This window comes from Geodermatophilus sabuli (genome assembly GCF_010686765.1).
Taxonomy (GTDB): domain Bacteria; phylum Actinomycetota; class Actinomycetes; order Mycobacteriales; family Geodermatophilaceae; genus Geodermatophilus; species Geodermatophilus sabuli_A.
On record NZ_JAAGWF010000012.1, the window covers coordinates 191,512 to 216,698 of the forward strand.

Here is a 25,187-nt window from a genome sequence, read left to right on the forward strand (position 1 = left end):
GAGATCTCGGCGGCCGCGGCGGGGCGGCAGGTGTGCGGGAGGTCCCGGGCGGGCACCGGGGACCACGGAGCAGCACGTGCATCCGACCTCCCGACCGACGCCCCACGGCCGGGAGGCCATCGGCCCCCGGCCCGCCGGGGGCGTCAGCGCAGGAGGACCTCTCTCATGACCCAGGTGTGGCCAGGCACCGCCTATCCCCTCGGTGCCACGTTCGACGGCACCGGCACGAACTTCGCGATCTTCAGCCAGGTGGCGGAGACGGTCGAGCTGTGTCTCTTCGACGACGACGGCAACGAGGAGCGCATCCGGCTGCCGGAGATGGACGGCTACGTCTGGCACGCGTTCCTGCCCGGCATCCAGCCCGGGCAGCGGTACGGGTACCGGATCCACGGCCCCTACGACCCCGCTCAGGGCCTGCGCTGCAACCCCAGCAAGCTGCTGCTCGACCCGTACGCCAAGGCGATCGACGGCCAGATCGACTGGAACCCCTCGGTCTTCGGCTACGACTTCGAGACCAAGGAGCGCAACGACGAGGACTCGGCGGCGCACATGCCGAAGTCCGTCGTCGTCAACCCGTACTTCGACTGGGGCGTGGACCGCCCGCCGAGGACGCCGTACCACAAGACCGTCATCTACGAGGCCCACGTCAAGGGCCTGACGATGACCCACCCGGACGTGCCCGAGGAGCTGCGCGGCACCTACGCCGGCATCGCGCACCCGGCCGTCGTCGGGTACCTGACCTCCCTCGGCATCACCGCGATCGAGCTGATGCCGGTGCACCAGTTCGTGCAGGACGACACCCTGCAGCAGAAGGGCCTGCGCAACTACTGGGGCTACAACACGATCGGCTTCTTCGCCCCCCACAACGAGTACGCCAGCAACACCGACAACGGCATGCACGTGCAGGAGTTCAAGGGGATGGTCCGCACCCTGCACGAGGCGGGCATCGAGGTCATCCTCGACGTGGTCTACAACCACACCGCCGAGGGCAACCACCTGGGCCCGACGCTGTCGTTCAAGGGCATCGACAACCAGGCGTACTACCGCCTGGTCGAGGACGACCCGCAGTACTACATGGACTACACGGGCACCGGGAACACCCTCAACGCCCGCACCCCCCAGGCACTGCAGCTGATCATGGACTCGCTGCGCTACTGGGTCACCGAGATGCACGTCGACGGCTTCCGCTTCGACCTCGCCTCCACGCTGGCCCGCGAGCTGCACGCCGTCGACCGGCTGTCGGCCTTCTTCGACCTGGTCCACCAGGACCCGGTGGTCAGCCAGGTGAAGCTGATCGCCGAGCCGTGGGACGTCGGCGAGGGCGGCTACCAGGTGGGCAACTTCCCCGCCCTGTGGACCGAGTGGAACGGCAAGTACCGCGACACCGTCCGCGACTTCTGGCGCGGCGAGGACGCGAGTGTCGGCGAGTTCGCCAGCCGGATCACCGGTTCCTCGGACCTCTACCAGCACTCCGGCCGGCGTCCGGTGGCCAGCGTCAACTTCGTCACCGCGCACGACGGCTTCACCCTCAACGACCTGGTCTCCTACAACGAGAAGCACAACGAGGCCAACGGCGAGGGCAACAACGACGGGGAGAGCCACAACCGCAGCTGGAACTGCGGCGTCGAGGGCGAGACCGTCGACAAGAAGGTGCTCACCCTGCGGGCCCGCCAGCGGCGCAACTTCCTGGCCACCCTCATGCTCAGCCAGGGCGTGCCGATGCTCCTGCACGGCGACGAGCTCGGCCGCACGCAGCAGGGCAACAACAACGGCTACTGCCAGGACTCGCCGCTGACCTGGATCAACTGGGACGACGTCGACGAGGGCCTGCTGGAGTTCACCAAGACGGTGACCCGGCTGCGCACCGAGCACCCGACCTTCCGCCGCCGGCGCTTCTTCCACGGGCGGCCGGTCCGGCGCGAGGCGGGCGCCCCCGTCCAGGACATCGCGTGGCTGACGCCCGCCGGTGACCTCATGACGGAGGACGACTGGGACGCCGGCTTCTCGAAGGCGATCGCCATGTACCTCAACGGGCACGGCATCCGGTCCACCGACGAGCGCGGTGAGGACGTGCGGGACGACCACTTCTACCTGGCCTTCAACGCCTCCCACGAGCCGATCGAGTTCACCCTGCCGTCCGAGGAGTACGCGGCCGTCTGGACCGTGCGGCTGGACACGGCGGAGCTGAACGCCGTGGAGCCGGTGCAGCTCAAGCCGAGCGAGACCATCACCGTGCAGGACCGCTCGATGGTCGTGCTCAGCGCCACCCGGCGGGCGTGACCGTGCCGGAGCAGCCCGACGGCGGACGACGGCGAGCGGTCCCCAGCGCGACCTACCGGCTCCAGGTCACCGCCGACTTCACCCTGGACGACGCGGCGTCCGTCGCCGGCTACCTGGCCGACCTCGGCGTGACCCACGCGTACTCCTCGCCGCTGCTGCGCTCCGCGGCGGGGAGCACGCACGGGTACGACACCGTCGACCACGCGCACATCGACGAGTCCCGGGGCGGCCGGGCCGGCTTCGACCGGTTGGTCGCGGCGCTGCACGAGCAGTGCCTGGGTCTCGTCCTCGACCTGGTGCCCAACCACATGGGCGTGGCCGACCCGGCCGAGGCGCCGTGGTGGTGGGACGTGCTCCAGCACGGACGCGACAGTGCGCACGCCGACGCGTTCGACGTCGACTGGGACTTCGGCGGGGGCCGGCTGCGGCTGCCGGTGCTGGGCTCGGCGGACGACGTCGAGAAGCTCGAGGTCGTCGACGGCGAGCTGCGCTACTACGACAACCGCTTCCCGATCGCGCCCGGGACCGGTGCGGGGACGCCGCAGGAGGTGCACGACCGCCAGCACTACGAGCTGGTCGACTGGCGGCGCGCCGACGCGGACCTCAACTACCGGCGGTTCTTCGCGATCAACACCCTCGCCGGACTGCGTGCCGAGGACCCGGCCGTCTTCGCCGCGACGCACGAGCTCGTGCTGCGCCTGGTCGAGGACGGCGCCGTCGACGGCCTGCGGATCGACCACCCCGACGGGCTGGCCGACCCCAAGGGCTACCTCGACCGGCTGGCCGAGGCCTCCGGTGGCCGGTGGACGGTCGTCGAGAAGATCCTCGAGCCCGGCGAGAACCTGCCCGAGAGCTGGGCGACGGCGGGGACGACGGGCTACGACGCGCTGGCCGAGGTCGACGAGGTCCTGGTCGACCCGGCCGGGGAGGCGGCGCTCACCGCGCTGGACGCCGAGCTCACCGGCGCGACCGTCGACTACGCGCGACTGGTCCACGACAGCAAGCGCGAGGTGACCGACGGGATCCTCGGCTCGGAGGTCGCCCGGCTGGTCCGTGTCATCGGCGAGCTCCCGGGCGTCGACCCGGCGCAGCAGACGGAGGCGCTGGCCGAGCTGCTGGCGAGCTTCCCGGTGTACCGCAGCTACCTGCCCGACGGCCGGGAGCACCTGGACGCGACGGTGGCCGCCGTGCGGGAGCGCCGTCCCGACCTCGGCGCCGCCGTGGACGCCCTGCACCCGGTCCTCTCGCAGGCCGGCACCGAGGCCGCGACCCGCTTCGAGCAGACCAGCGGCCCGGTCATGGCCAAGGGCGTCGAGGACAGCGCCTACTACCGGTGGGCGCGGTTCGTGGCGCTCAACGAGGTGGGGGGCGACCCCGCGCGGTTCGGCAGCACCGTCGAGGAGTTCCACGCGGCCCAGGCGCACCGGCGAACGCGGTACCCCGAGGCGATGACCACGCTGTCCACGCACGACACCAAGCGCAGCGAGGACGTGCGGGCCCGGCTGGCGGTGCTGGCCGAGATCCCGACCGAGTGGGCGGAGCTGGTGCGTCACCTGCTCGCCCGGCACCCGCTGAGCGACCGGCCGCTGGCCCACCTGGTCTGGCAGAACCTGGTCGGCGCCTGGCCGCTGTCACGCGAACGGGCGCACGCCTACGCGGAGAAGGCGGCCCGCGAGGCCGGCACGTCGACGACGTGGACCGACCAGGACGAGGAGTTCGAGGCCCAGCTGCACGAGCTGGTCGACGCCGCGTTCGACGACGAGGCGACGAACGCCGCCATCGAGGACGTCGTCGCCCGGATCGCGCCGTTCGGCCGGTCGAACTCGCTGTCCCAGAAGCTCCTGCAGCTGACGATGCCCGGCGTCCCGGACGTCTACCAGGGCACCGAGCTGTGGGACCTCTCCCTGGTCGACCCGGACAACCGGCGGCCGGTCGACTACGACCTGCGCCGGCGTCTCCTGGCCGGCCTGGACGGCGGGGAGGTCCCGCCGGTCGACGACACGGGGGCGGCGAAGCTGCTGGTGGTCTCGCGTGTCCTGCGCGCCCGCCGCGACTCCCCGGAGCTGTTCAGCGGCTACGAGCCGGTGGCCGCCACCGGCTCGGCGGCCGGGCACGTGGTGGCCTTCGACCGCGGCGGCGCGGTCTCGGTGGCGACCCGGCTGCCGGTCGCCCTGGCCGCCGCGGGGAGCTGGGGCGACACCGCGCTGCAGCTGCCCACCGGTGCCTGGCGGGACCTGCTCACCGGGCAGCGACATGTGTCCGACATCACAGGAATCGCCATGGGCCCCCTGCTCGACCGGTTGCCGGTGGCCCTGCTGGTCCGCGACTGAGGACACGCCGCCCCGACCAGCGCGTCCGGGGTCTCGCGCACCACCCGAGTGGCGCACGGGACCCCGGACGGCCCGGCGTGACCCAACCGTTACCTTCTTCCGGCGCTGGTCCAACGGGCCGGTGCCGGAGCCGATCCGCCCAACCCCGTCTGTCGGCGTCCGTACCTCGATGCCTTCCAAGACGGGGGTGGGGGACCCATCTCGGCGTCGTGCCCGCGTGCATGACGCCTCGGGGTGAAGCCGCGTCCGCGCGGCCGGGGACCGATCGACCCGAACCCGACAGCTCACCTCGCCGGCGGCGGATCGGAGTACATCCATGCGCACGTCCCCGAAGCACGTCGGCCGTCACCGCGCCCCGGCTCCCCGCCGTGGCGCCAAGCTGGCCCGCAACACCGTGGTGACCGCCGGCGCGGCCGCCGCCTCGCTCGGCATGCTGGCCGGCCCGGCCTCGGCCGCACCCGTCAACGACTGGGACGCCGTGGCCCAGTGCGAGTCGTCCGGCAACTGGAGCATCAACACCGGCAACGGCTTCTACGGCGGGCTGCAGTTCACGCCGAGCACCTGGGCGGCCTACGGCGGCAAGGAGTACGCGGAAAACGCCCACCAGGCCACCAAGGAGCAGCAGATCGCCGTCGCCGAGCGCACGCTCGACGGGCAGGGCAAGGGTGCCTGGCCCAACTGCGGCGTCAACCTGGACCCGAACGCGCCGACGGCCGGCGCCCCCGCCGCCCCCGCCGCTGCAGCCGCCGCTCCGGCCCCGGCCGCCGCTCCGGCTCCCGCCGCCCCGGCACCCGCTCCGGCCGCCGCCCCGGCTCCGGCGCACGCCGCCGCCCCGGCGGCACACGAGGACGGCGAGACCTACGTCGTCAAGCGCGGTGACACGCTCAAGAAGATCGCCCGCGAGCAGCACGTCGAGGGCGGCTGGCGAGCGCTGTTCGCCGAGAACCGCGACGAGATCCGCAACCCGCACCGGATCTACGTCGGTCAGGTCCTGCAGCTCCCCTGACCGAGTCTGGTCACCGGGAGCCGGAGCGGTCACGTGCCTCGGCGCGTGTCGTCCGGCTCCCGGCGGCCGGCGGCCCCGCCCTCCGCGGGGCCGTGGGCAGCAGCGCCGCGGCCATCGCCCTCCACGGGGGGCCCGTCGCCCGTTCCTCGTCCGCCGGGCACCCGGCCGCGCACGACCGCGAGCGCGAGCGGCCAGTCCGGATCGGTCCAGTAGCCGCCGTGCCCACCGATCCGGGTGACCGCTCGCGTCTGCAGCCCGAGGTCACCGGGCACCGGATCGAGCAGCCGCCACTCGTCCCCGCACACCCGCCGGCCGGTGCACGGGTCCAGCCAGTCCGGCCGGAGCGCCGACGGGTCGTCGATCCGCCGGGAGAGCAGTCGCCCGCCCTCCCGCGTGTGGTCCCAGCTCGTGACCGGGCCGGCCACCGGATCGGTGTCGCGGTACAGGCTCACCCAGCGGAAGGCCCCGGCCATGTCCCGCAGCAGCTCGACGGGCACGTAGTGGGGGAACCCGCGGGCGAACTGCTGGCGCAGCTGCGAGCCGAACGTCACCCAGCGGACCCGGTCCCGCACCTGCTCGGGCAGCCAGAGCAGGGCGACCAGCGAGATCAGGCTGCCCTGGCTGTGCGCCGCGACGACCACCTCCGGCGCGGGAGCGGGGTTGACCGCGCCTGCCTGCGCCCCGCCGTCCGGGTCGGCGTCCTGCAGCGGGTCGGGCACGCCCAGGTGCCAGCAGATCCGCCGGACCAGCGCCGGCACCACCTCCGACGCGTAGGGCGGCGGGACGAAGGGGTGCACCGAGCGGGGCCAGAACGCGACGACGTCCCAGACCACGTTCAGGCCGCGGCGGGCGCCCTCCGACCGCAGCGCGCCGCGCGCCAGGAGCACCGTGCCCAGCCCGATGGCCAGCAGGGTCAGCTGGCCCAGACCGATCACCACGTCGTCCCCGGTGATCGCGCCGCCCGGCGGTGAGGCCACCCCGGTGAGCACGCTGACCGGGAAGGCCGGCTCCTCCCCCGCACCCCGGCCGGCCCACGACGCCGCGCCGATCGCCACGGCCAGCACCAGCCCCAGCACCGTCCAGGACGCGAGCGCGAGCGGGACGGCGTTCTTCAGCCGGGCCAGCTGCATCGCCCGGCCGACCCGCCACACCCAGGCCGCCGGCAGCCGGGGACCGGGCAGGTCCCCGAACGTCATGGCGGCCGCCGCCCGGGCGCGGAAGGACTCGCGGCGCCGGCGGAGCAGGGCCCACGTGACCACACCCGCCGCGGCGAAGACGACCGCGGTCACGCCCCAGGCGTAGGAGAAGCGCTGGAGCAGCGCCGGCACCGCGACGTCCGTGCCGCCCAGCCGGTCGAGCAGCCACGCCGCCCCCAGGGTCAGCCCGGCGGTGGACCCCACCCCGAGGTAGCAGCCGATCGCGGTGGCCAACGCCGCGGACATGCCGCGAGCGAACCGGCGGAAGGGTGCCGGCACCGCGCGGTCGGCGGCGGCGGTGGCGGCCGCGAGGAGGGCCACACCCACCACCAGCAGGGTCACCGCCGCGGTGCCGGCGAGGGTGAGGACGGCGACCGCGGTCTCCATCCCGGGCAGCCGGCCGGCGCCGTCCACGTCGGTGCTGAGCACGGCGACGATCGCCGACACCAGCGCGGCGACGGCGAGGAGCCGCACCACGTGCGCCGCGACCAGCGTCCACCGCAGCGCCGCGGACCGGTCCCGGCCCGTCACCGTCGTCCGCCGCTCGGGGTCGCCGCTGGCCGCGACGACCAGCGCCACCAGCGCCAGCAGCACCGCGGGGCACCAGCGCCACCACAGCGCCCAGGCGACGCCGGCGTCGGCCGCCACCGACAGCCCCAGCCAGGCGACCACGAGCAGGCCGGCCGAGCGGTGCAGCCGGCGCAGCGCGGGGCTGTCGGGGTCGCCGTCGAAGAAGGCCGCGTCCCCGAGGCCGGGCAGTCCGGCCGCACCGTGGCCGAGGTCGCGCGGCCCGGCGGAGGCGAACCGGTAGCGCCGCCCGGTGTCGACCTGGCCGAGGCGGGACAGCCCGACGACCAGCAGGGCGGCGACCAGCAGGGCGGCGGCCAGGACGAGTCGGTCGGCCACCGGCAGGCCGCGGCGGGCCAGCCACTGCCAGCCGGCCAGGTCGACGACCACCAGGCAGGCGGCGAGCGCGAACAGCCCGGTGAGCACCAGGGCGACGGTGCGCAGCAGCGCCCCGCACAGCGCGTGCAGGCGGCGGGTGGGGCGGGAGCCCGGCGGCGGCAGCATGAACTGGGCGGCGTTGACGATCCCGAACGGGATCAGCAGCAGCCACAGGCCCTGCGACCACGACCCGGACGTCCAGCGGCCCCAGTGGAACGCCTCGAGCACGTGGCCGTCGGCGGCACGCACCTCCCGCCCCTGCGCGTCGGTCGGCCGGAAGCAGCGACTGCGGTGGTCGCCGGCCACCTGGGCGGTGTGCGCGCTGCCCAGCATGTAGCCCGGCGGCGTGCCGCTCACGCCGTGCACCCGCAGCTCCACCCAGCCGGCCATGGGTCCTCCTCCCCCGGCCGGCTGCTGCCCACGTCACGGTTGGCCGACGGGTGTGCGGGCATGATCTGCCCCGTTCACCGGCCCTGACCAGACCCCGCTCCACCCCCCCCGAAGTCCCGCCTGGAGGCGCCAGCATGTCCGCACCCGTCGAGTTCTCCGTCTGGGCACCCATTCCGGAGCGGGTGCGGCTGCAGGTCGACGGCGAGGTGCACGACATGCACCGGGACGACGACGGCTGGTGGCGGGCGGAGGCGCCGGCCGGGTCCGAGGCCGACTACGGCTTCCTGCTCGGGGACGATGACACTCCCCGGCCCGATCCCCGCTCCCGCCGGCAGCCCCAGGGCGTGCACGGGCTCTCCCGCCGGTTCGACGCCGCGGCGTACTCCTGGGGCGACGGCGCCTGGACCGGCCGCCCGCTGGCCGGTGGGGTGGTCTACGAGCTGCACGTCGGCACCTTCACCCCCGAGGGGACGCTGGACGCCGCGGTCGGCCGGCTGGACCACCTGGTCGAGCTCGGGATCGACTTCGTCGAGCTGCTGCCGGTCAACGGCTTCAACGGCACCCACAACTGGGGCTACGACGGGGTCCTCTGGTACGCCGTCCAGGAGGAGTACGGCGGCCCGGCGGCCTACCAGCGGTTCGTCGACGCCTGCCACCAGCGCGGCCTCGGCGTGATCCAGGACGTCGTCTACAACCACCTCGGACCGTCGGGGAACTACCTCCCGCTGTTCTTCCCCGTCTTCGCCGAGGGCGGCGCGAACACCTGGGGCAACTCGGTCAACCTGTCGGGCCCGGACTCCGACGAGGTGCGCCGCTACATCATCGACAACGCGCTCATGTGGCTGCGCGACATGCACGTGGACGGACTGCGGCTGGACGCCGTCCACGCCCTGGTCGACGAGCGGGCCACCCACGTCCTGGAGGAGATGGCCCAGGAGGTGGACCGGCTCTCGGTCGCCGAGGGACGGCCGCTGACGCTGATCGCCGAGAGCGACCTCAACGACCCCCGGATGGTGACGCCCCGGGTGGCCGGCGGGACCGGGCTGACCGCCCAGTGGAGCGACGACTTCCACCACTCCCTGCACGCGGTGCTCACCGGCGAGGGGCAGGGCTACTACGCCGACTTCGCCGCCGCCGGACTGGCCGGCCTGGCCAGGACGCTGACCGGCGCGTACTTCCACGACGGCGCCTGGTCCAGCTTCCGCCGCCGGCACCACGGCCGGCCGGTGGACACCTCCGTGCTGCCCGGCTGGAAGTTCGTCGGCTACCTCCAGGACCACGACCAGATCGGCAACCGCGCCGTCGGCGACCGGATCTCGGCCACCCTCTCCCCCGACCTGCTCGCCGTCGGGGCGACGCTGGTGCTCACCAGCCCGTTCACGCCGATGCTGTTCATGGGCGAGGAGTGGGGCGCGTCCACGCCGTGGCAGTTCTTCACCAGTCACCCCGAGCCGGAGCTGGGCAAGGCGACCGCCGAGGGACGGATCGGCGAGTTCGCCGAGCACGGGTGGGACGCCGCCGTCGTCCCCGACCCGCAGGACCCGGAGACCTTCACCCGCTCGAAGCTGGACTGGTCGGAGCTGGGGAAGCAACCGCACGAGCGGCTGCTGGCCGTGCACCGGTCGCTGCTGGCACTGCGGCGGGCGCACCCCGACCTGCTCGACCCCGACCTGTCGGCGGTCCAGGTCACCTGGGACGACGCCGACCGCTGGCTGGTCGTGCACCGGGGCTCGCTGCGGGTGGTGGTCAACCTCGCCGACCAGCCCCGGGAGATCGACCTGGACGCCGCGGCGGCCGAGGTGCTCTTCACCACCGGGGAGCTGCCCGGGCTCGACGGGCCGACGGTGACGCTCCCGGCGGAGAGCGCCGCCGTGGTCAGCACCCGCTGACGTGCGCCGGCTGCTGCCCGGGCCGGCCGGCGACCTGGACGACGCCGGCCTGGCGGAGGCCTACCGGCGGCCGCCGGGCCGGTCGCTGCGGGTGAACTTCGTCGCCTCGCTGGACGGCGCGATCACCGTCTCCGGGCGCAGTGCGGGCCTGGGCTCGCCGGGCGACAAGCGGGTGTTCCGGCTGCTGCGGGCCCTGTCGGACGTGGTGCTGGTCGGGCACGGGACGGCCGCGACGGAGGGCTACCGGCCGATCGCCGCGGACTCCTCGGTCGGGCGGCTGCGCGAGACGCTCGGCCGACCGGCCACGGCACCGCTGGCGGTCGCCTCCCGGCGGGCCTCCCTCGCACCCGGCGACCGGCTGGCGGCCGCACCGACCGTCCTGGTCACCTGCGCGGCCGCCGACCCCCGGCGCCGGGCCGCGCTGGCCGACGCCGGTGTCACCGTGCTGGTCTGCGGGGAGGACGACGTCGACCTGCCGCTGGCGCTCGACGAGCTGGCCGCCCTGGGCCACGAGCAGGTGCTGTGCGAGGGCGGGCCGCAGCTGTTCCGCGCCGCGCTGGAGGCCGGCGTCGTCGACGAGCTCGACCTGACGATCGCCCCGGCACTGGTCGGCGCTGACCAGCCGCACCTGCTCGACGGGCCGCTGGCCGACCTGGCCACGACGCGGCTGGAGCAGCTGCTCGAGGAGGACGGCGTCCTGTTCACCCGGTACGCGGTCGGCTAGGTGCGCTGCTGGGCCGCCGGCGGCTGGTAGGCGATCCGGCCCGCCCCGCGCAGGGCGTCGATCGTCTCCTCCACGGTCAGCAGCACCGTCGTCTCCAGCGACGTGACCGCGCCACCGCCGCCGATGGCCAGCACGACCGAGGCCATCGACACGTTGCCGGGTGCCTCCCACAGGGTGACGCCGTCGTGCGCGCCGAAGGCGTACCAGAACCCGTGGAGGGTGCCGCCGACCGACTCGACGTAGGCCCGGGCGGCCTCCCGCCGGTCCTCCGGGTGCTCGATCAGCCGCTTCCAGGTCGCCGGGGTGTAGCTGAACCTCGTCAGGTACATGGGCATCGTGGAGCCTCCTGGTCATCCCCCGCGGACCGACGCTAGGGACAGCGGCTCCGGCCGTCGAGGTCCTCGCGCGCGGCTGACCGGACGGCTCTCCGGTCAGGTGCTCCGATCCAGGCCCAGCTCTCCGCCGGGCTACCGGAGGACCGCCACCCGGCCGCGGGCGGTGCCGCCGTCCGGCCGCACCCACCCGATCTCGACGCAGCCGTCGGCCGGATCGTGCTCCGCCCCCGGGACGGGCCGGCGGAGGAGGTCCAGGAACCGGGGCCGGTCGGCCGGGGCGCCGTCCGCCGGCTCGACGGCGATGGTGGTGCGCCCGTCCGCCGTGTGCTCCACGCGGAGCGGGCTCCCGCCGACGAGCCGTTCCGAGGCGGCGGAGTGCCGGCCGACGGACGGGTCGGGGGTGTCGCTCTCGTCCTGGTGCTGGGCCTCGGCCCGGCCCCCGATGAGGGCGAGCAGCTGCGCCACGGCCACCGGGTCGTGTGCGGCGTCGTAGATCCACCGGGTGCCCAGCACGCCGTGCTCGGAGGTGCCGACGAGCCCGTCCGCCGCCCCGGCCGCGGGCGCACCCCGGTAGGCAAGGGGGACGAAGTACGTCGTCGCCCCGCCGTCCGTGCCGTCGGAGACGACGATGCACTCGATCCCGACCTCGCCGGCGGGGTCGTCGAGGCGGAACCCGCCGACCCGCGTCAGTGCCGGGAGCCGGCCCGTGCCGCGGTACCAGGGCTGCCGCGGCAGCCAGCCGGCCAGCAGTTCGAGCTTGGTGGGCGTCATCGTCGTGCGGTGGATGGTGGCCATCCCCCACCGTGGCATGCCGGCGCCGTCCGTGATCGCCCCGCGCCCGGACGTCGTCCCCGGCTGCTTGACTGACCGGCATGGACCTGCCCGTTCTCCCGCCGGTCAAGCCGATGCTGGCCAAGGCGGCGACCAAGGTGCCCACCGCCGACGGCATGTACTACGAGCCGAAGTGGGACGGCTTCCGCTGCATCGTCTTCCGGGACGGCGACGAGGTGGAGCTGGGCAGCCGCAACGAGCGGCCACTGACGCGCTACTTCCCCGAGGTCGTCGAGGCGGTCAAGGCCGCGCTGCCGGGACGCTGCGTCGTGGACGGCGAGATCGTCGTCCCCCGCGGGGACCGGCTGCACTTCGAGGCCCTGCTGCAGCGCATCCACCCGGCGCAGTCGCGGGTCACGCTGCTGGCCGAGCAGACGCCCGCGTCGTTCGTCGCCTTCGACCTGCTGGCGATCGGCGACGAGTCGTTGATGGAGACGCCGTTCGCGCAGCGCCAGGCGCGGCTGCGCGAGGTGCTCGGCGGCGGCACCGAGTCGGTGCACGTCACCGCCATCACCCAGGACGCCGGAACCGCTCAGCGATGGTTCCAGGAGTTCGAGGGCGCGGGTCTGGACGGCGTCGTCGCCAAGGCCGCCGACCTGCCCTACGGGCCCGACCAGCGGCTGATGACCAAGGTGAAGCACGTCCGCACCGCCGACTGCGTGGTCGCCGGCTTCCGCTGGCACAAGAGCGGGCCGGTGGTCGGCTCGCTGCTCCTCGGCCTGTACGACGACGCGGGCGACCTCCAGCACATCGGCGTCGCGGCGTCCTTCCCGATGTCCCGGCGGGCCGAGCTGGTCGAGGAGCTCGACCCCTACCGCGCCGAGGCGCTGGACGGGCACCCGTGGCAGGACTGGGCGAACGCCCAGACGACGAACGGGGCCGACGGCGAGGAGCACCGGATGCCCGGCGCGCAGAGCCGGTGGAACGCCGGCAAGGACCTGTCCTGGGTGCCACTGCGGCCAGAGCTGGTGGTGGAGATCAAGTACGACCAGCTGGAGGGGCGCCGGCTGCGGCACACCGGGCACTTCCTGAACTGGCGTCCGGACCGGGACCCGCGCAGCTGCACCTACGACCAGCTGGAGGTGCCGGTGCGCTACGACCTGGCCGAGGTCTTCGCCGGCTGACAGCCGCGGGAGCATCGCAGCGAGCGCCAGCGAGCGAGGAGCGGACCGCGGCGCGGAAGCCGGCCGAGGGACACCGCCGGCTGACAGCCGCGGGAGCATCGCAGCGAGCGCCAGCGAGCGAGGAGCGGACCGCGGCGCGGAAGCCGGCCGAGGGACACCGCCGGCTGACGGTGAACTCGGCCACTGCACCGCGCTCGTGAGCGGGGAGCGTGGGCCGGCTGGCTGCACGGGGGCCGGACGGCTCCTAGTCTCGTGATCATGCGTCTGTCCTCCGCACTGGTAGCCGCGGCCGCCGGGCTGCTGCTGGCGGTGTCCGGCTGTACCTCGTCCTCCGACACCACGGATGCGGGGTCCTCGTCGTCGGCGGCTGCCACCACACCCGCCGAACCGCAGGCGGCGGAGATCGAGTGGGAGGACTGCAACGACCGCATCCAGCCGCTGATCGCCGGCAGCCCCGGCAGCGAGCGGCCACTGGCGTTCGAGTGCGGCCGCACCGAGGTGCCCATCACCTACGAGGAGCCGGAGGGGGCCACCCTGCCGGTGTTCCTCATCCGCGCCCGGCTGACCGGCCAGGCCGACCCGATCGGGTCCCTGGTGGTCAACCCCGGCGGCCCGGGGGCGTCGGGCGCCGACGCGGCGATCCGGCAGGCGCTGACACTGCCCGAGGACGTGCTGCGCCGCTTCGACGTCGTCGGGTTCGACCCGCGCGGGGTGGGGCTGTCGACGCCGGTCGAGTGCATCCCCGACGAGCTCAAGGACCGGATGGTCGCCGCCGAGCCGCGGCCGACCACGGAGGCGGCGCTGGACGACGCGTTCGGGCTCGCCCAGGAAGCCGCGGACGGCTGCGCCGAGGAGTACGGCGAGGCGCTGGGCACCTTCACCACGACCGCCACCGCGCGCGACATGGACCTGCTCCGCCAGGGCCTCGGCGACGAGCAGCTGACCTTCCTCGGCTACTCCTACGGCACCACGCTCGGGTCCACGTACGCCGAGCTGTTCCCCGACCGCGTCCGGGCGATGGTCCTCGACGCGGCGGTCGACCCCGACACCGATCCGCGGGCCGACGCCGAGGCCGGTGCCGCCGCGTTCGAGGCCGGCTTCGACGCCTTCGCGGCCAACTGCACCCAGCTGATCGCCGGCTGCCCGATCGGCGGGGAGCCCCGCCGGTTCGTCGAGGACCTGCTGGCCCAGGCCGCCGCCGCCCCCATCGCCAGCGCCCGCGCCGGGGAGACCCGGCAGGCCACCCCGGGTGTCGTGATGGCGGCGGTCCAGGCCGCGCTGTACACGACCAGCGCCTGGCCGCAGCTGGCCCAGAGCCTGGCCGCGGCCCAGCAGGGGGACGCGCAGGGACTGTTCTCGCTGGCCGACAACTTCTACGGCCGGCTCCAGGACGGCAGCTACTCGAACCTCATCGACGCCAACCGGGCGATCAACTGCGCCGACAGCGACCCCGAGCAGGACCTCGACGAGGCGGAGATCCGGGCGCTGGCGATCGACTGGGGCCAGCGGTACCCGCTGTTCGGCGCCGAGTCGGCGGCCTCCCTCTACACGTGCACCGTGTGGGAGGCCGAGCGCACGCCACTGCCCGACCGTGACGCGGCGGGCGCCGCGCCGATCCTGGTCGTCGGGAACTCCGGCGACCCGGTCACCCCGCTGCCCGGCGCGGTCGACCTGGCCGAGGACCTGACCTCCGGTGTGCTGCTCACCTGGCAGGGGCAGGGGCACACCTCCTACCCCAAGACCGAGTGCGTCACGGCCGCGGTCAACGCGTACCTCATCGACCTCACCGTGCCCGCGGAGGGCACGACCTGTCCTCTGTGACGCGCCGGAGCCCTAGGGTGCGCGGGTGACGAGCCGCCGGTGGAGTCGATGATGGCCGCGTCGAAGGACGCCGTCCTGTTGCAGGTGGACGGGCACGAGGTGCGGGTCTCCAGCCCCGAGAAGCCGTACTTCGCCGAGCGGGGCATCCGCAAGATCGACGTCGTCGAGTACTTCATCTCGGTCGGTGACGGCATCCTGAACGCGCTGCGGAACCGGCCGACGACGCTGGAGCGCTGGCCGGGCGGGGTGTTCGAGGGAGCCCGCCTCTCCACCCGGGTGGACAACACCGGCGACGCCTTCTACCAGAAGCGGGTGCCCAAGAACGCCCCGGACTGGGTGCCGACGGCGCACATCACCTTCCCCAGCGGCCGGACCGCCGACGAGATCGCGCCCGACTCGGTGGCCGTGGTCGCGTGGTGCGCCAACCTGGGCACGCTGACGTTCCACCCGTGGCCGGTGAGCAAGGGTGACGTCGAGCAGCCCGACCAGATCCGCATCGACCTGGACCCGCAGCCGGGCACCGACTTCTCCGACGCGGTCTGGGTGGCGCCGCACGTGCGCGAGCTGCTGGCGGAGTTCGGGATGCAGGGGTGGCCGAAGACCTCCGGTGGCCGGGGCGTGCACGTCTACGTGCCCATCCAGCCGCGCTGGACCTTTCCCGAGGTGCGCCGGTCGGTGATCGCCTTCGGCCGGGAGCTGGAGCGGCGCATCCCCGACCGCGTGACGATGAACTGGTGGAAAGAGGAGCGCGGCGAGAAGATCTTCATCGACTACAACCAGATGGCCCGGGACCGGACGATCGCCAGCGCCTACTCCATCCGGCCCAAGCCGCACGCGCCGGTCAGCGCCCCGCTCGACTGGGACGAGCTGCCCGACGTCACCCCGTTCGATTTCGACGTGCTCACCATGCCTGCGCGGTTCGAGGAGGTGGGTGACAAGCACGCCGGGCTGGCCGACCACGCCTTCGGCATCGAACCGCTGATCGAGCTCGCCGAGAAGCAGGAGCGGGACCTCGGCCTGGGCGAGATGCCCTATCCCCCGGACTACCCGAAGATGCCGGGCGAGCCGATGCGGGTCCAGCCGAGCCGCGCCAGGCGGCCCGCCAGCGAAGACGGGTGATCGCGGCGCGTCGTCGGGCCTGGCCCAGCGCTCACCCGCCCGATCACCTGAAGGAGCGTCGATCCAACGGGAGGACCTGCTGGCGTCCGTCCGGCGGGACCTGCGGGCCGCCGCCAAGGCACCGCGGACGATCGAGCTGTACGGCCAGTCCGTCGTCTGCTCCGGCCGCTGGCTGACTGCCGAGCCATCCGGCGTCCAGGACACCCTTGCCGGACACCGCCGATCAGAGGAATCGCCGCGGAGATGCGATCCGTGCCAGACGAAGAGGTGAGTGGGTCACTCGCTCTCGGCGACCGCCGCGAGCCGGGCGAGTGAGGCCTGGAGCCTGTCGGTCGTCGTCGCCCGGGCACGGGCGAAGCGCTTCTCATCGCTCAACCGGGACCAGTCATAGGTGTGGGTCACGCGAGTGCGCGAGGAGTCGATGGGGTCGAGTTCCCAGAGCCACAGGTGGCCCGGCGGCTCCTGACCCGGCTCAGCGGGTCGCCATGCGATACGCCGGCCCTCCTCGAACTCGACCACGTGGTTCTCCCGGACGCTGCCCCCTGTGAGGGTCATGGTGAACACCTCACCGACCGCCCGGACGCGCTGCCCGCCGGCGGCCTCGGCCAGGTTGTCGTTCCCGTCCCAGCGAGGCTGTTGAGCCGGGTCAGCGATGAGCTCGAAGACCCGCTCTGCGCCGGCTGCGACCTCGCGGCTCGCGCTGGCGACGCGCGAAGACCCCTCGTGGCCGGACATGCCCACATCGAAGCACGGACGGCGTCGGTGGCCGCCGGGTCGCGGCCGCGGTCGCGGCGATCATGGGCTCGACTCTCATCGGCGGCGCCGTCACCTCCGCCGATGTCTCGCGCACGCCATCCTGGTCATGGGCACGCTCCTCATCAGTGCCGGCGCCATCGGAGAGACCGTGCCCGCGCGGCACGGGCGGACGGGATCCCGCCGCCGTGGGGATCGCGCGCGTACGTGAGCGCGTGGCTGGATCGCTACGCCGCCGAAGGCGGGACGCTCCGGCCGGCTGGTCCCGACCGGCCACAGGACTCACCTCGCCGAACGGCTCGCGACGTCGAGGACGGCTGGGACTCCGCCTCCCCTGGGCGTCCTCAGCGGGCCGTCGGACGGGCGCGCTACGTTCCGACGACGTCCGGACGGCCCTCGGGTCCGAGCGGTCCAGGACACGAGTGAGGAGTGGACGTGCGCCGATCGGTCGCCATCGTGACGGGAGCGGGCAGCGGCATCGGGGCGGCCACCGCCGTGGCCCTGGCCGCCCAGGGCTGGGAGGTCCTCCTCGCCGGGCGTCGGCGTGCGGCGCTGGAGGCCGTCGCCGAGCGGGACCCCGACGGTCGCCTCCACCCGGTACCGACCGACGTGACCGACGAGGCGTCGGTGCGGGCGCTGTTCGACGGCGCCGTGGAGGCTCACGGCCGGGTGGACCTGCTCTTCAACAACGCCGGCCGGTCGGCTCCCGCCGCCACCCTCGACGCCGTGCCCCTCGCCGAGTGGCAGGCGGTCGTGGCGGTGAACCTCACCGGCACCTTCCTGTGCACCCGGGAGGCCTTCCGCGTCATGCGGGCGCAGCAGCCCCAGGGCGGCCGGATCATCAACAACGGCTCCATCGCCGCGCAGGTGCCGCGCCCGAGATCGGTGGCGTACACCGCGACGAAGCACGCCATCACCGGCCTGACCAAGTCGACGTCCCTCGACGGCAGGCCGTTCGGCATCGCCTGCGGCCAGATCGACATCGGCAACGCCGCCACCGAGATGACCGAGCGGATGGCCGACGGCGTGCTCCAGGCCGACGGCAGCACGCGCCCCGAGCCGCGCATGGCGGTCGAGGACGTCGCCCGCGCTGTGGTCTACATGGCCGGCCTGCCCCTGGAGGCCAACGTCGCCAGCCTGACCGTCCTGGCCACGACGATGCCCTACATCGGCCGCGGCTGACCGCTGCAGTCGAGTCCTGCCCCGCGGGCCCGCACGGTCAGCCGCGGAACGCCGCGACCTCGACCATGAACCGGGCGCCCTCTCGCGGACGGCCGAACGCGGGCGACTCGATCGCGGAACGAGCGGGGCGGTGGTCGCCGAAGCGGGAGACCCACACCTCGTTGAACACCGGGCGGTCGCGGTACAGGTCCCGCATGACGATCCCCACGCGGACGACGTCGGTGAGCCCGGCACCTGCGGCCGCCAGGATCGCCCCCAGGTTGTCGAAGAGCTGCTCGGCCTCGGCCCGGACGTCATCGGGGATGGCCCGGGTCTCCGGGACCGCGCCGAACAGGGCCGAGACGTGGATCCAGCCGCCGGCCACGACCGCTTGCGGCACGGGCCCCGAGTGGTCGGGAGCTTCGGCGGTTCGGATGATCTCCACGATGCCTCCTGGGACGACCGGTGCGGGTTCGACCGCCGGCGCACGGTCCGAGGGTCCGACGGCGGGGGGCGCGAGTCCCGGCCAACCATGCCGCACGCCCGGCGGTCCTACGACCATCGGCCACTGTCTGCTCCTCCCAGCGCGCTCGCAGGGTAGAGGTCCGTGATCAACAACTCGGGAGGACCCATGACGGGGGCGCGCGGTCATCGACGAGGACGCCGAGGGCGGACCGGACCCCCCGACCGCCTGCCCGAGGACTGCCTGACGGCAGGGAGGGGATCGCGGTGCGCCTCATCCGACTGATCTGGGTCACCCCCTACGGCGCGCTGTCCGGCGTGGAGGCCGAGGTGGACGACGCGGTCCTGGTCGACGGCACGATCACGGCCGGTGCCGGGAGCGACTTCCCGGGGCCGCCCGGCCGTTACCGGCTCCTCGGCGAGGAGTTGTGGCGGACCATGGAGCCGAACGACCCGGCGCCGGCCTTCCTCCACGAGTCCTACGAGGCCCTCCTGGAGAAGTGGGTGAACTCCCTCCCCGACGCCGCCGTCGAGGTCACCATCGTGGCCAGGGTTCGCGATGCCGTGCGGCAGCTGGTCGAGACCGACCTGTCGGCCGATCCGCAGGCGATCTCGGCCAGCCCGACCGTCACCACGACCGAGCCCACGCCCCAGGGCATGGCCGTCATCGGTCGTTCCGTCGTCCTGCGGCCATCGCGCTCACCGCGCCGATCGACGCACGCCCTGGACGACGCGGAGACCCCAGGACGCCCCGTCCCCTAGGTCTGCACGCCGTCTCGGGATCAGGCGTCGGGAGACCTGACGGCCTTGACCATCGACGTGGTCAGGGCGCCGACCGCGGCCGTCGCGGCCGCGGCGATCACCGAGCGCAACAGACGGTGCCTGCGACTCATGGCAGCCTCCCGGGGAGCGGTCCACCCAGTGTCCCCTCGGACCGTGCCACCCCGCCCGGCAGCCGAGGACGTCGCGGCGAGCCCGCGTGCCATGCGGGGGGATGCCGGCGGACCTGTCATGACCGGCGGTCAGGAGTCGACCGGCAGGTCCCGGGTCGGCCACTCGAGGAGCCGGGCCCCGAGCACGGCGGCGTGCAGCGAGAACCGCTGATCGGGCCGGGAGACCGCGTACCCGGTCAGCTGGGCGACACGGGCCAGCCGGTAGGTCACCGTGCGGACCGAGACGTGCAGGCGCCGGGCGGCCTCGGTCGCGACGTCCCCGGCGTCGAAGTACTCCAGCAAGGTCTCCAGCAGCACCTCGGGGCCGCCGCGGCTCTGCTGCAGCGGACCCAGCACGTCGTGGACCAGGTCGGCGATGGCGGCCTGGTCCCGGCCCAGCACCCGGTAGATCAGCAGGTCGCGGGCGTGGACCACGTCGGCGTCCAGGTCGAGCCGGTCGGCGAGGACCAGGGCCTCCCGGGCCTCCTCGTAGGAGCGGGCGACGCCGTAGGCGCCGGGGAAGGCGCGCCCCGCTGCCACCCGCCAGCGCCGCGTGCCGTCGAGGCGGGCCACCTCGGCGTGGATGAGCGAGCCGAGGTCCCCGGTGCGCGCGGCGGAGGGCGCCGGCGTGGCCGGTACGACGACGACCACGCGACCGTCCTTCGTGGCCACGAGCACGTCCCGGTCGCCGAACCGGTCGACGACGGCCCGCTCCAGGACGACGGCCGCGCGGTCGACCGGCCCCTCGGGACTCCGGGAGGCGGCGAGGGCCACGTGGTGGGACTTGCCCAGGTCGATGCCGAACGGTTCGGCCCGCTCCACCATGCGGGCGACGTCGGCGTCCCCGCGCAGCAGGTCGTCGACGAACTCCGCCCGCAACGCCTCCTCGTGGCGGATCATCTCGCGCCGCTGCGTCTGGTGACCGTCGACGAGCACCCCGACGGCGTCGTCGAGCACGCGCAGCACCGCCTCGGCGGCGCGGCGCACCTTCTCCGGATCGTCGGAGCGCGCGACGACCGGCAGCGTCCGCCACAGCCGCCAGGACGCCGACAGGTACAGGTCCACCGCGCGGCGGGCGCCGACGCCCTGCCCGGCTGCCCGCCGTCCCAGCTCCCGGACGGCGTCGAGCTCCCACGCGTCCGGACGGCGGCCGTTGACCGCGGCGTCGGCCAGCATCGGCAGGTACCCACCGAGCAGCTCCACCGGCGCCTGGCAGGCGGCGGCCGCCGACGCCGCGACCGGAGCCAGCCAGTCCGCGCCGCCCACCGGCCCACCGGGCTCCCCGACCTGCCGGTTGCCGGACATCCGTCCTCCTCGTCGCGGGCCGTCCCTGGTTGCCGATGGTCGGCAACCCAGCCTGCACCAGCCGGCCGGCGGCGGCCGTGGTCCGGTCAGCGCTCGTGCTGCTGGCAGGAGACGCAGCCGGCCGCGAACGGGCGGAACTCCAGCCGCTCGACGGGGATGGCCGATCCGCAGTGCACGCAGCGGCCATAGGTGCCGGTGTCGATCCGGTCCAGCGCGGCGTCGATCTCCTCGACGGTGCGGAGCAGGGTCGCCACGCGACTCATCGCCACCGCATCGGGCATCGAGGTGGCCGTCTCGGCCAGGGCCATCTCACGCTGGCGGAGGCAGTCGGCGCGCTGGTCCTCGAGCAGGACCCGGAACGAGTCCCACGTGACCGCGGCGGAGTCGGTGGTCGCTGCCTGCGAACTGATGGTGACGCTCATGGGTGGTTCCTCCGGTAGGTGGACGGCGCGTAGGAGGAAGGCGCGCCCACTGATCGGTGGGACGCGCCTTCGGGTGCGGGCGGGACGACCCGGTGGGGGTCAGGGCCCGTCCGGCGGCGCCCGGTCGTGGCCGCGTCGCGGTGCGGCGAGGTCGAGCAGGCCACGAGGCGGCCGGCTGGTCGCCGGCGCCGCGTGACCCGACCATCCCCCGGGGCAGGAGCCGCCACCAGGGCGTCCACCGGCGAACCGGCGACGCTCGACGTTGCCGACGACCGGCGAGGTCGGGCGTTCCGCTCCGCCGTCCCGCCTCGACGGGGGGACCGCCCGGGACGCTCGCCCCGGCGTGCGCGACCGCCACGAGGCGGGCGGGCGGCACCCGAGGGCACCGACCGCCCGCACCCGAACGTCAGGCCATGGCGGGTACCGCGGCGTCCGCAGCCTGGAGGATGAGCTGTGTCGCGGCCTCCGGCTGCGACACCATCGAGGCGTGGGAGGCCGGCACCTCCTGGATCCGGGCGTGCGCACGCTCGGCCATGAACCGCTGGGTCGCGGCCGGGATCGCCCTGTCCTCCGTGCAGAGCAGGTACCAGGACGGGATCGTCCGCCAGGCCGGCGGGCCCGACGGCTCGTAGAACCCGGCACCGCTCCACGGTCGCTGCGTCGCGGCCATGACGTCGGCCGTGTCGCGGTCGACGTCGGCGGCGAAGGCCGCGTGGAACTGCTCGGTGTCCAGGTAGAGGTCCTGGCCGGCCTCGCTCCCGTCCGGACCGGTGAACGGCTGGGGTCGGATGGCCGCGCCTGCGAGGCTGCCCTCGCCGCGCTCCTCGAACACCTGCGCGATGCTCTCGCCCTCGTCGGGCATCCACCCGCTGAAGTAGACGAGCGCCTTGACCTGCTCGTTCCCCGTCGCGGCGACCGAGATCACCGCGCCGCCGTAGGAGTGCCCCACGAGGACGAGCGGCCCGGCCAGGGTCCGCAGGTGGTCGGCCAGGTACCTCGCGTCGTCCGCGAGCCCGCGGAGCGGGTTGGCGAACCCCATGGCCCGGAAGCCGCGGTCCCGGAGGGCGCGGATCTCCGCCGCGAAGCCCGAGGCGTCGGCCCAGGCGCCGTGGACGAGGACGATCGTCGGCTTGGTCTCGCCGGACTGGGTGGTCATGTCAGCTCCTCGCCGTCGTGGTGGTGTCGCGAAGCGGGCGACGCTCCTCGCCCGCGCGGCCACCCGCCAGACCGACGCGGGTCCGTCCACGTCATCGGTGGGCGCGTCGCCGCCGCTCCCGGCGCGTCACCGCGGTCGGCTCACCGCTGTCTGCGCAGCGGCACCTGCCGGACGTCGCCGGAGCCCGCGGCAGGGTCTACCCCGGCCACCGGCGGAGCGCCAGGATGGCCGGAGGCTCCCCCGGCACGACCGCCCGACCTCCACGGCGAGAACCCCGAGGACGACGCATGACGGTGGACGAGCAGGACATGGTGGCGATCCGGACCCCGGACCAGCGACTGCGCGTCTTCGTGAGCTCCACGCTCGCGGAGCTCGCGGAGGAGCGGGCAGCGGTCGCGCGGGCGATCACGGCGCTCCGGCTCACACCGGTCATGTTCGAGCTCGGCGCTCGACCGCACCCACCCCGCGAGCTGTACCGGGCCTACCTCGCGCAGTCGGACGTCTTCGTCGGTCTGTACTGGCAGCGCTACGGCTGGATCGGGCCCGGCATGGACGTCTCGGGTCTCGAGGACGAGTTCCGGCTCTCCGGCTCGATCCCCCGGCTGCTCTACCTCAAGGAACCGGCACCGGAGCGGGAAGCCCGGCTGACGGCCATGATCACCGAGCTCCAGGCGGAGGGAGCCGACTCCTACCGCCAGTTCCGCACCCCGCGCGAGCTGGCCCGGCTGGTCCGCGACGACCTCGCCCTGCTCCTGAGCGAACGGTTCGCCTCCGCGGCCCGTGTCGCCGATGCCGGCGCGGCCGCGTCCCCGGCCGCGGACCGGCCCGGTTCCCGGTCCCTGCCGACGACGTCGACGTCGTTGATCGGGCGCGAGCAGGACATCGCCGACGTCGCCGGCCTGCTCCGGTCGCCGGGGGTGCGGCTGGTGACCCTGACCGGCCCCGGTGGCGTCGGCAAGACGCGGCTCGCGATCGCCGTCGCCGAACGTCTCGAGGGCTCCTACCCGCGTGGCGCGACGTTCGTCCCGCTGGCCTCGATCAGCGAGCCGGCGCTGGTGCTGCCGCGCATCGCCGCCGTGGTCGGCGCCACCATCGACGGTCCACGCCGGCCCCTGGACGTCCTGGTCGAGCGCCTCGCGGACGAGCCGACGCTGCTCGTGCTGGACAACCTCGAACAGCTCGTCGACGTGGCCGCCGACCTCGACCAGCTCCTCGCCCGGTGCGCGGGGCTGACGATCCTCGTCACGAGCCGCACCGCACTCCGGCTGCGGGCCGAGCACGAGTACCCGGTCGGCGCGCTCACGGTGCCGGCCTTCCCGGAACGTCCGGGAGTGGCGGAGCTGGCCGCGCTGCCCGCCGTCCGGCTCTTCGCCGACCGGGCCCGGGCCGTGCGGTACGACTTCGAGCTGACCGGGGACAACGCGCCGGCCGTCGCGGAGATCTGCCGCCGGCTCGACGGACTGCCGCTCGCCATCGAACTCGCGGCCGCCCGCAGTCGGCTGCTGGACCCGGCGGCACTGCTGGCCCGGCTCGGACGCCGCCTCGACGCCCTGGGCCCCGGGCCGGTCGATCTCCCCGAACGCCAGCGCACCCTCCGGGCGACCGTCGAGTGGAGCGTCGGGCTGCTGGAGGACGACGAGCAGCAGATGCTGGCGACCCTGTCGGTGTTCCTCGAGGGATGGACCGTCGAGGCGGCCACCGCCGTCTCCGGCCTCCCCGAGGACCGGACGCTCGACCTGCTCGACGAACTCTCCGGGCACAGCCTGGTGACCATCGACGTCACCGACGACGGTCCGCGGTTCGGCATGCTGGGCTCGGTCCGGGAGCTCGCCGCCGAGCGCCTCGCCGGCCGGGCGGACCGGGCCGACGTCGAGCGGCGGCACGCCGCGTACTTCCGTGCGCTCGTGGAGGACGCCGACTGGCCCGCCGAGCGCCAGGGCGAGTGGGCCGACCGGTGGCAGACCGAGGAGGAGAACCTGCGGGTCGCCATCCGCTGGTTCTGCACGCACGACATCGCGCCGCTGCCGCACCTGTTCCGCATCCTCTGGCTGTTCTGGCAGATGCGCGGACGCATGCCGGAGGCGAGGGCCTGGATCGACGAGGTGCAGCGCCGGGCCGACGCACTGGACGAGCGGGCACGAGCCGAGCTGTTGTTCACCTCGGCCATCACCGCCGTCGAGGTCGGTGACGACGACAGTGCACTGGCCGCCGTCGACCAGCTCCGCGCACTCCCAGCCCACGTCGACGACCCGTACCTGGAGAGCGCCGCCCAGCTGGCGATCTCCTGGATCCTGCCCGCCGTCGACGACCTCGACGGAGCCCTCCGGGCCGCCTCCGCCGCACTGGACGGCTTCCGCCGGCAGGACGTGCCCTTCCTGGCCTTCGCGGCGCTCACGGTCGGCGGGGTCGAGCTGGCGCTCGGCCGGGACGAGGCCGCCCGCGCGCACCTCGTGGAGGTCGCCGAGCTCGGCCGCCGGTTCGGCAACACCTGGCTCACGTCGGCGGCCCGGAGCCAGCTCGCCGGGATCGAGGTGACCTCCGGTCACCTCGAGGAGGCTCGCGCACTGCTGCGGGATTCCGTGGCCGCGGGCGAGGAGACCGAGGTCGCCACCATCACCCTGACCTTCTCGCTCGTCGCCGCTGCCCAGCTGGCGCTGGCCCGCGGTGAGGCGGTGCAGGCTGCCCGGGCACTCGGCGCAGCCGAGGGCCTGCGCCGGCGGGCGGGCCTGCGGGCGTGGCCGGCGAGGCGGCGAGCCGAGGCAGACCTGGTCGCCCGAGTGGCGCAGGAACTCGGCGCCGGGGACTACGAGGACGCCGTCGCCGTGGGTGCCCGCTCCAGTCACCGGGAGGCGGTCGCCCTCGTCCGTCGCGCCTAGCCGGACCGGAGCAGCACCCGGTCACGTCCATGACGTCGACGATGCCCCGGCGGCCCCGTCGCCGGCGGCGACCAGGTGGTGCAGCCCCGTCCCGGCATCAACCAGGTCGCCTCCTCGGTGAGGGCACCGT

At 74.1% G+C, this 25,187-nt stretch carries 19 protein-coding genes and 1 riboswitch; of the genes, 11 read left to right on the top strand and 8 right to left on the bottom strand.

The annotated features are described in order from the left end of the window. The first annotated feature begins 165 nt into the window (after positions 1–165). The 3 genes from glgX to GCU56_RS24660 all read left to right on the top strand — a co-directional run bounded on the left by glgX (position 166) and on the right by GCU56_RS24660 (position 5,616). Positions 166–2,280, top strand: a complete 2,115-nt coding sequence (gene glgX, locus GCU56_RS13190; RefSeq protein WP_163482189.1) for a glycogen debranching protein GlgX — start codon at positions 166–168, stop codon at positions 2,278–2,280. Further along, a complete protein-coding gene (gene treY / locus GCU56_RS13195) occupies positions 2,277–4,610 on the top strand; it encodes a malto-oligosyltrehalose synthase (protein WP_204332023.1) in 2,334 nt (777 codons plus the stop codon). Before glgX ends, treY begins: the two co-directional genes overlap by 4 nt. A 160-nt stretch (positions 4,611–4,770) precedes the next feature. Further along, positions 4,771–4,924, top strand: a riboswitch (cyclic di-AMP (ydaO/yuaA leader). A 2-nt stretch (positions 4,925–4,926) separates the two neighbouring features. After that, the gene (locus GCU56_RS24660; RefSeq protein WP_163482190.1) at positions 4,927–5,616 is read left to right on the top strand and encodes a transglycosylase family protein; all 690 of its coding nucleotides are present in this window, start codon (positions 4,927–4,929) and stop codon (positions 5,614–5,616) included. A gap of 29 nt (positions 5,617–5,645) precedes the next feature. Here the strand turns inward: GCU56_RS24660 and GCU56_RS13205 are convergent, their stop codons facing one another. Then, a complete protein-coding gene (locus tag GCU56_RS13205) occupies positions 5,646–8,147 on the bottom strand; it encodes a hypothetical protein (protein WP_163482191.1) in 2,502 nt (833 codons plus the stop codon). 134 nt (positions 8,148–8,281) lie between these two features. On the opposite strand from GCU56_RS13205, the gene treZ reads away from it, so the two are divergent. Together treZ and GCU56_RS13215 are read left to right on the top strand one after the other, a co-directional pair. Continuing rightward, a complete protein-coding gene (gene treZ / locus GCU56_RS13210) occupies positions 8,282–10,036 on the top strand; it encodes a malto-oligosyltrehalose trehalohydrolase (RefSeq protein ID WP_163482192.1) in 1,755 nt (584 codons plus the stop codon). A 1-nt stretch (position 10,037) separates the two neighbouring features. Continuing rightward, on the top strand, positions 10,038–10,760 hold the full coding sequence (locus GCU56_RS13215; RefSeq protein WP_163482193.1) for a dihydrofolate reductase family protein: 723 nt from the start codon (positions 10,038–10,040) through the stop codon (positions 10,758–10,760). Here the strand turns inward: GCU56_RS13215 and GCU56_RS13220 are convergent. Beyond that, the gene (locus tag GCU56_RS13220) at positions 10,757–11,095 is read right to left on the bottom strand and encodes a GYD domain-containing protein (protein WP_163482194.1); all 339 of its coding nucleotides are present in this window, start codon (positions 11,093–11,095) and stop codon (positions 10,757–10,759) included. The two genes, GCU56_RS13215 and GCU56_RS13220, sit on opposite strands and share 4 nt — an antisense overlap. 132 nt (positions 11,096–11,227) lie before the next feature. After that, entirely contained in the window at positions 11,228–11,890 is a 663-nt protein-coding gene (locus GCU56_RS13225) for a maltokinase N-terminal cap-like domain-containing protein (protein ID WP_163482195.1), read from the bottom strand. 77 nt (positions 11,891–11,967) lie between these two features. Here GCU56_RS13225 and GCU56_RS13230 point away from each other — a divergent pair, with 77 nt between their 5' ends. From GCU56_RS13230 to GCU56_RS13240, 3 genes are all read left to right on the top strand, one after another. Then, entirely contained in the window at positions 11,968–13,050 is a 1,083-nt protein-coding gene (locus tag GCU56_RS13230) for an ATP-dependent DNA ligase (RefSeq protein ID WP_163482196.1), read from the top strand. A gap of 258 nt (positions 13,051–13,308) precedes the next feature. Further along, entirely contained in the window at positions 13,309–14,871 is a 1,563-nt protein-coding gene (locus GCU56_RS13235) for an alpha/beta hydrolase (protein WP_163482197.1), read from the top strand. 51 nt (positions 14,872–14,922) lie between these two features. After that, positions 14,923–15,990 carry a DNA polymerase domain-containing protein gene (locus GCU56_RS13240; protein ID WP_163482198.1) on the top strand — a complete coding sequence of 356 codons (1,068 nt, stop codon included), beginning with the start codon at positions 14,923–14,925 and terminating at the stop codon, positions 15,988–15,990. 276 nt (positions 15,991–16,266) lie between these two features. On the opposite strand, the gene GCU56_RS13245 is transcribed toward GCU56_RS13240, so the two are convergent. Beyond that, complete coding sequence (locus GCU56_RS13245; RefSeq protein WP_163482199.1) at positions 16,267–16,725, bottom strand: SRPBCC family protein; 459 nt, start codon at positions 16,723–16,725, stop codon at positions 16,267–16,269. 453 nt (positions 16,726–17,178) lie between these two features. Between GCU56_RS13245 and GCU56_RS13250 the strand changes: the two genes are divergently transcribed. Beyond that, positions 17,179–17,925, top strand: coding sequence for an SDR family NAD(P)-dependent oxidoreductase (locus tag GCU56_RS13250; RefSeq protein ID WP_163482200.1), 747 nt, complete (start codon positions 17,179–17,181; stop codon positions 17,923–17,925). A gap of 37 nt (positions 17,926–17,962) precedes the next feature. Here the strand turns inward: GCU56_RS13250 and GCU56_RS13255 are convergent, their stop codons facing one another. Further along, positions 17,963–18,349: a Rid family hydrolase gene (locus GCU56_RS13255; protein ID WP_163482201.1), complete on the bottom strand. Its 387-nt coding sequence runs from the start codon at positions 18,347–18,349 to the stop codon at positions 17,963–17,965. A gap of 284 nt (positions 18,350–18,633) precedes the next feature. Here GCU56_RS13255 and GCU56_RS13260 point away from each other — a divergent pair, with 284 nt between their 5' ends. Further along, complete coding sequence (locus tag GCU56_RS13260) at positions 18,634–19,128, top strand: hypothetical protein (RefSeq protein ID WP_163482202.1); 495 nt, start codon at positions 18,634–18,636, stop codon at positions 19,126–19,128. A gap of 260 nt (positions 19,129–19,388) precedes the next feature. Here GCU56_RS13260 and GCU56_RS13265 read toward each other — a convergent pair whose 3' ends face one another. From GCU56_RS13265 to GCU56_RS13275, 3 genes are all read right to left on the bottom strand, one after another. Continuing rightward, the gene (locus GCU56_RS13265) at positions 19,389–20,603 is read right to left on the bottom strand and encodes a PucR family transcriptional regulator (RefSeq protein WP_163482203.1); all 1,215 of its coding nucleotides are present in this window, start codon (positions 20,601–20,603) and stop codon (positions 19,389–19,391) included. A gap of 86 nt (positions 20,604–20,689) precedes the next feature. Next, complete coding sequence (locus GCU56_RS13270; protein WP_163482204.1) at positions 20,690–21,025, bottom strand: TraR/DksA family transcriptional regulator; 336 nt, start codon at positions 21,023–21,025, stop codon at positions 20,690–20,692. Between the two features lie 406 nt (positions 21,026–21,431). Beyond that, positions 21,432–22,181, bottom strand: coding sequence for an alpha/beta fold hydrolase (locus GCU56_RS13275; RefSeq protein WP_163482205.1), 750 nt, complete (start codon positions 22,179–22,181; stop codon positions 21,432–21,434). A gap of 287 nt (positions 22,182–22,468) precedes the next feature. Between GCU56_RS13275 and GCU56_RS13280 the strand changes: the two genes are divergently transcribed. After that, positions 22,469–25,057: a DUF4062 domain-containing protein gene (locus GCU56_RS13280; RefSeq protein WP_163482206.1), complete on the top strand. Its 2,589-nt coding sequence runs from the start codon at positions 22,469–22,471 to the stop codon at positions 25,055–25,057. Positions 25,058–25,187 lie beyond the last annotated feature (130 nt).

Bases quoted from the DNA above. Each gene is read 5' to 3' on its own strand.
- GCU56_RS13275 (WP_163482205.1), bottom strand. From the start codon at position 22,181: ATGACCACCCAGTCCGGCGAGACCAAGCCGACGATCGTCCTCGTCCAC.
- GCU56_RS13280 (WP_163482206.1), top strand. From the start codon at position 22,469: ATGACGGTGGACGAGCAGGACATGGTGGCGATCCGGACCCCGGACCAG.
- GCU56_RS13240 (WP_163482198.1), top strand. From the start codon at position 14,923: ATGGCCGCGTCGAAGGACGCCGTCCTGTTGCAGGTGGACGGGCACGAG.
- GCU56_RS13270 (WP_163482204.1), bottom strand. From the start codon at position 21,025: ATGAGCGTCACCATCAGTTCGCAGGCAGCGACCACCGACTCCGCCGCG.
- GCU56_RS13265 (WP_163482203.1), bottom strand. From the start codon at position 20,603: ATGTCCGGCAACCGGCAGGTCGGGGAGCCCGGTGGGCCGGTGGGCGGC.
- treZ (WP_163482192.1), top strand. From the start codon at position 8,282: ATGTCCGCACCCGTCGAGTTCTCCGTCTGGGCACCCATTCCGGAGCGG.
- GCU56_RS13245 (WP_163482199.1), bottom strand. From the start codon at position 16,725: ATGTCCGGCCACGAGGGGTCTTCGCGCGTCGCCAGCGCGAGCCGCGAG.
- GCU56_RS13205 (WP_163482191.1), bottom strand. From the start codon at position 8,147: ATGGCCGGCTGGGTGGAGCTGCGGGTGCACGGCGTGAGCGGCACGCCG.
- GCU56_RS24660 (WP_163482190.1), top strand. From the start codon at position 4,927: ATGCGCACGTCCCCGAAGCACGTCGGCCGTCACCGCGCCCCGGCTCCC.
- GCU56_RS13235 (WP_163482197.1), top strand. From the start codon at position 13,309: ATGCGTCTGTCCTCCGCACTGGTAGCCGCGGCCGCCGGGCTGCTGCTG.
- GCU56_RS13225 (WP_163482195.1), bottom strand. From the start codon at position 11,890: ATGGCCACCATCCACCGCACGACGATGACGCCCACCAAGCTCGAACTG.
- GCU56_RS13230 (WP_163482196.1), top strand. From the start codon at position 11,968: ATGGACCTGCCCGTTCTCCCGCCGGTCAAGCCGATGCTGGCCAAGGCG.
- GCU56_RS13220 (WP_163482194.1), bottom strand. From the start codon at position 11,095: ATGCCCATGTACCTGACGAGGTTCAGCTACACCCCGGCGACCTGGAAG.
- glgX (WP_163482189.1), top strand. From the start codon at position 166: ATGACCCAGGTGTGGCCAGGCACCGCCTATCCCCTCGGTGCCACGTTC.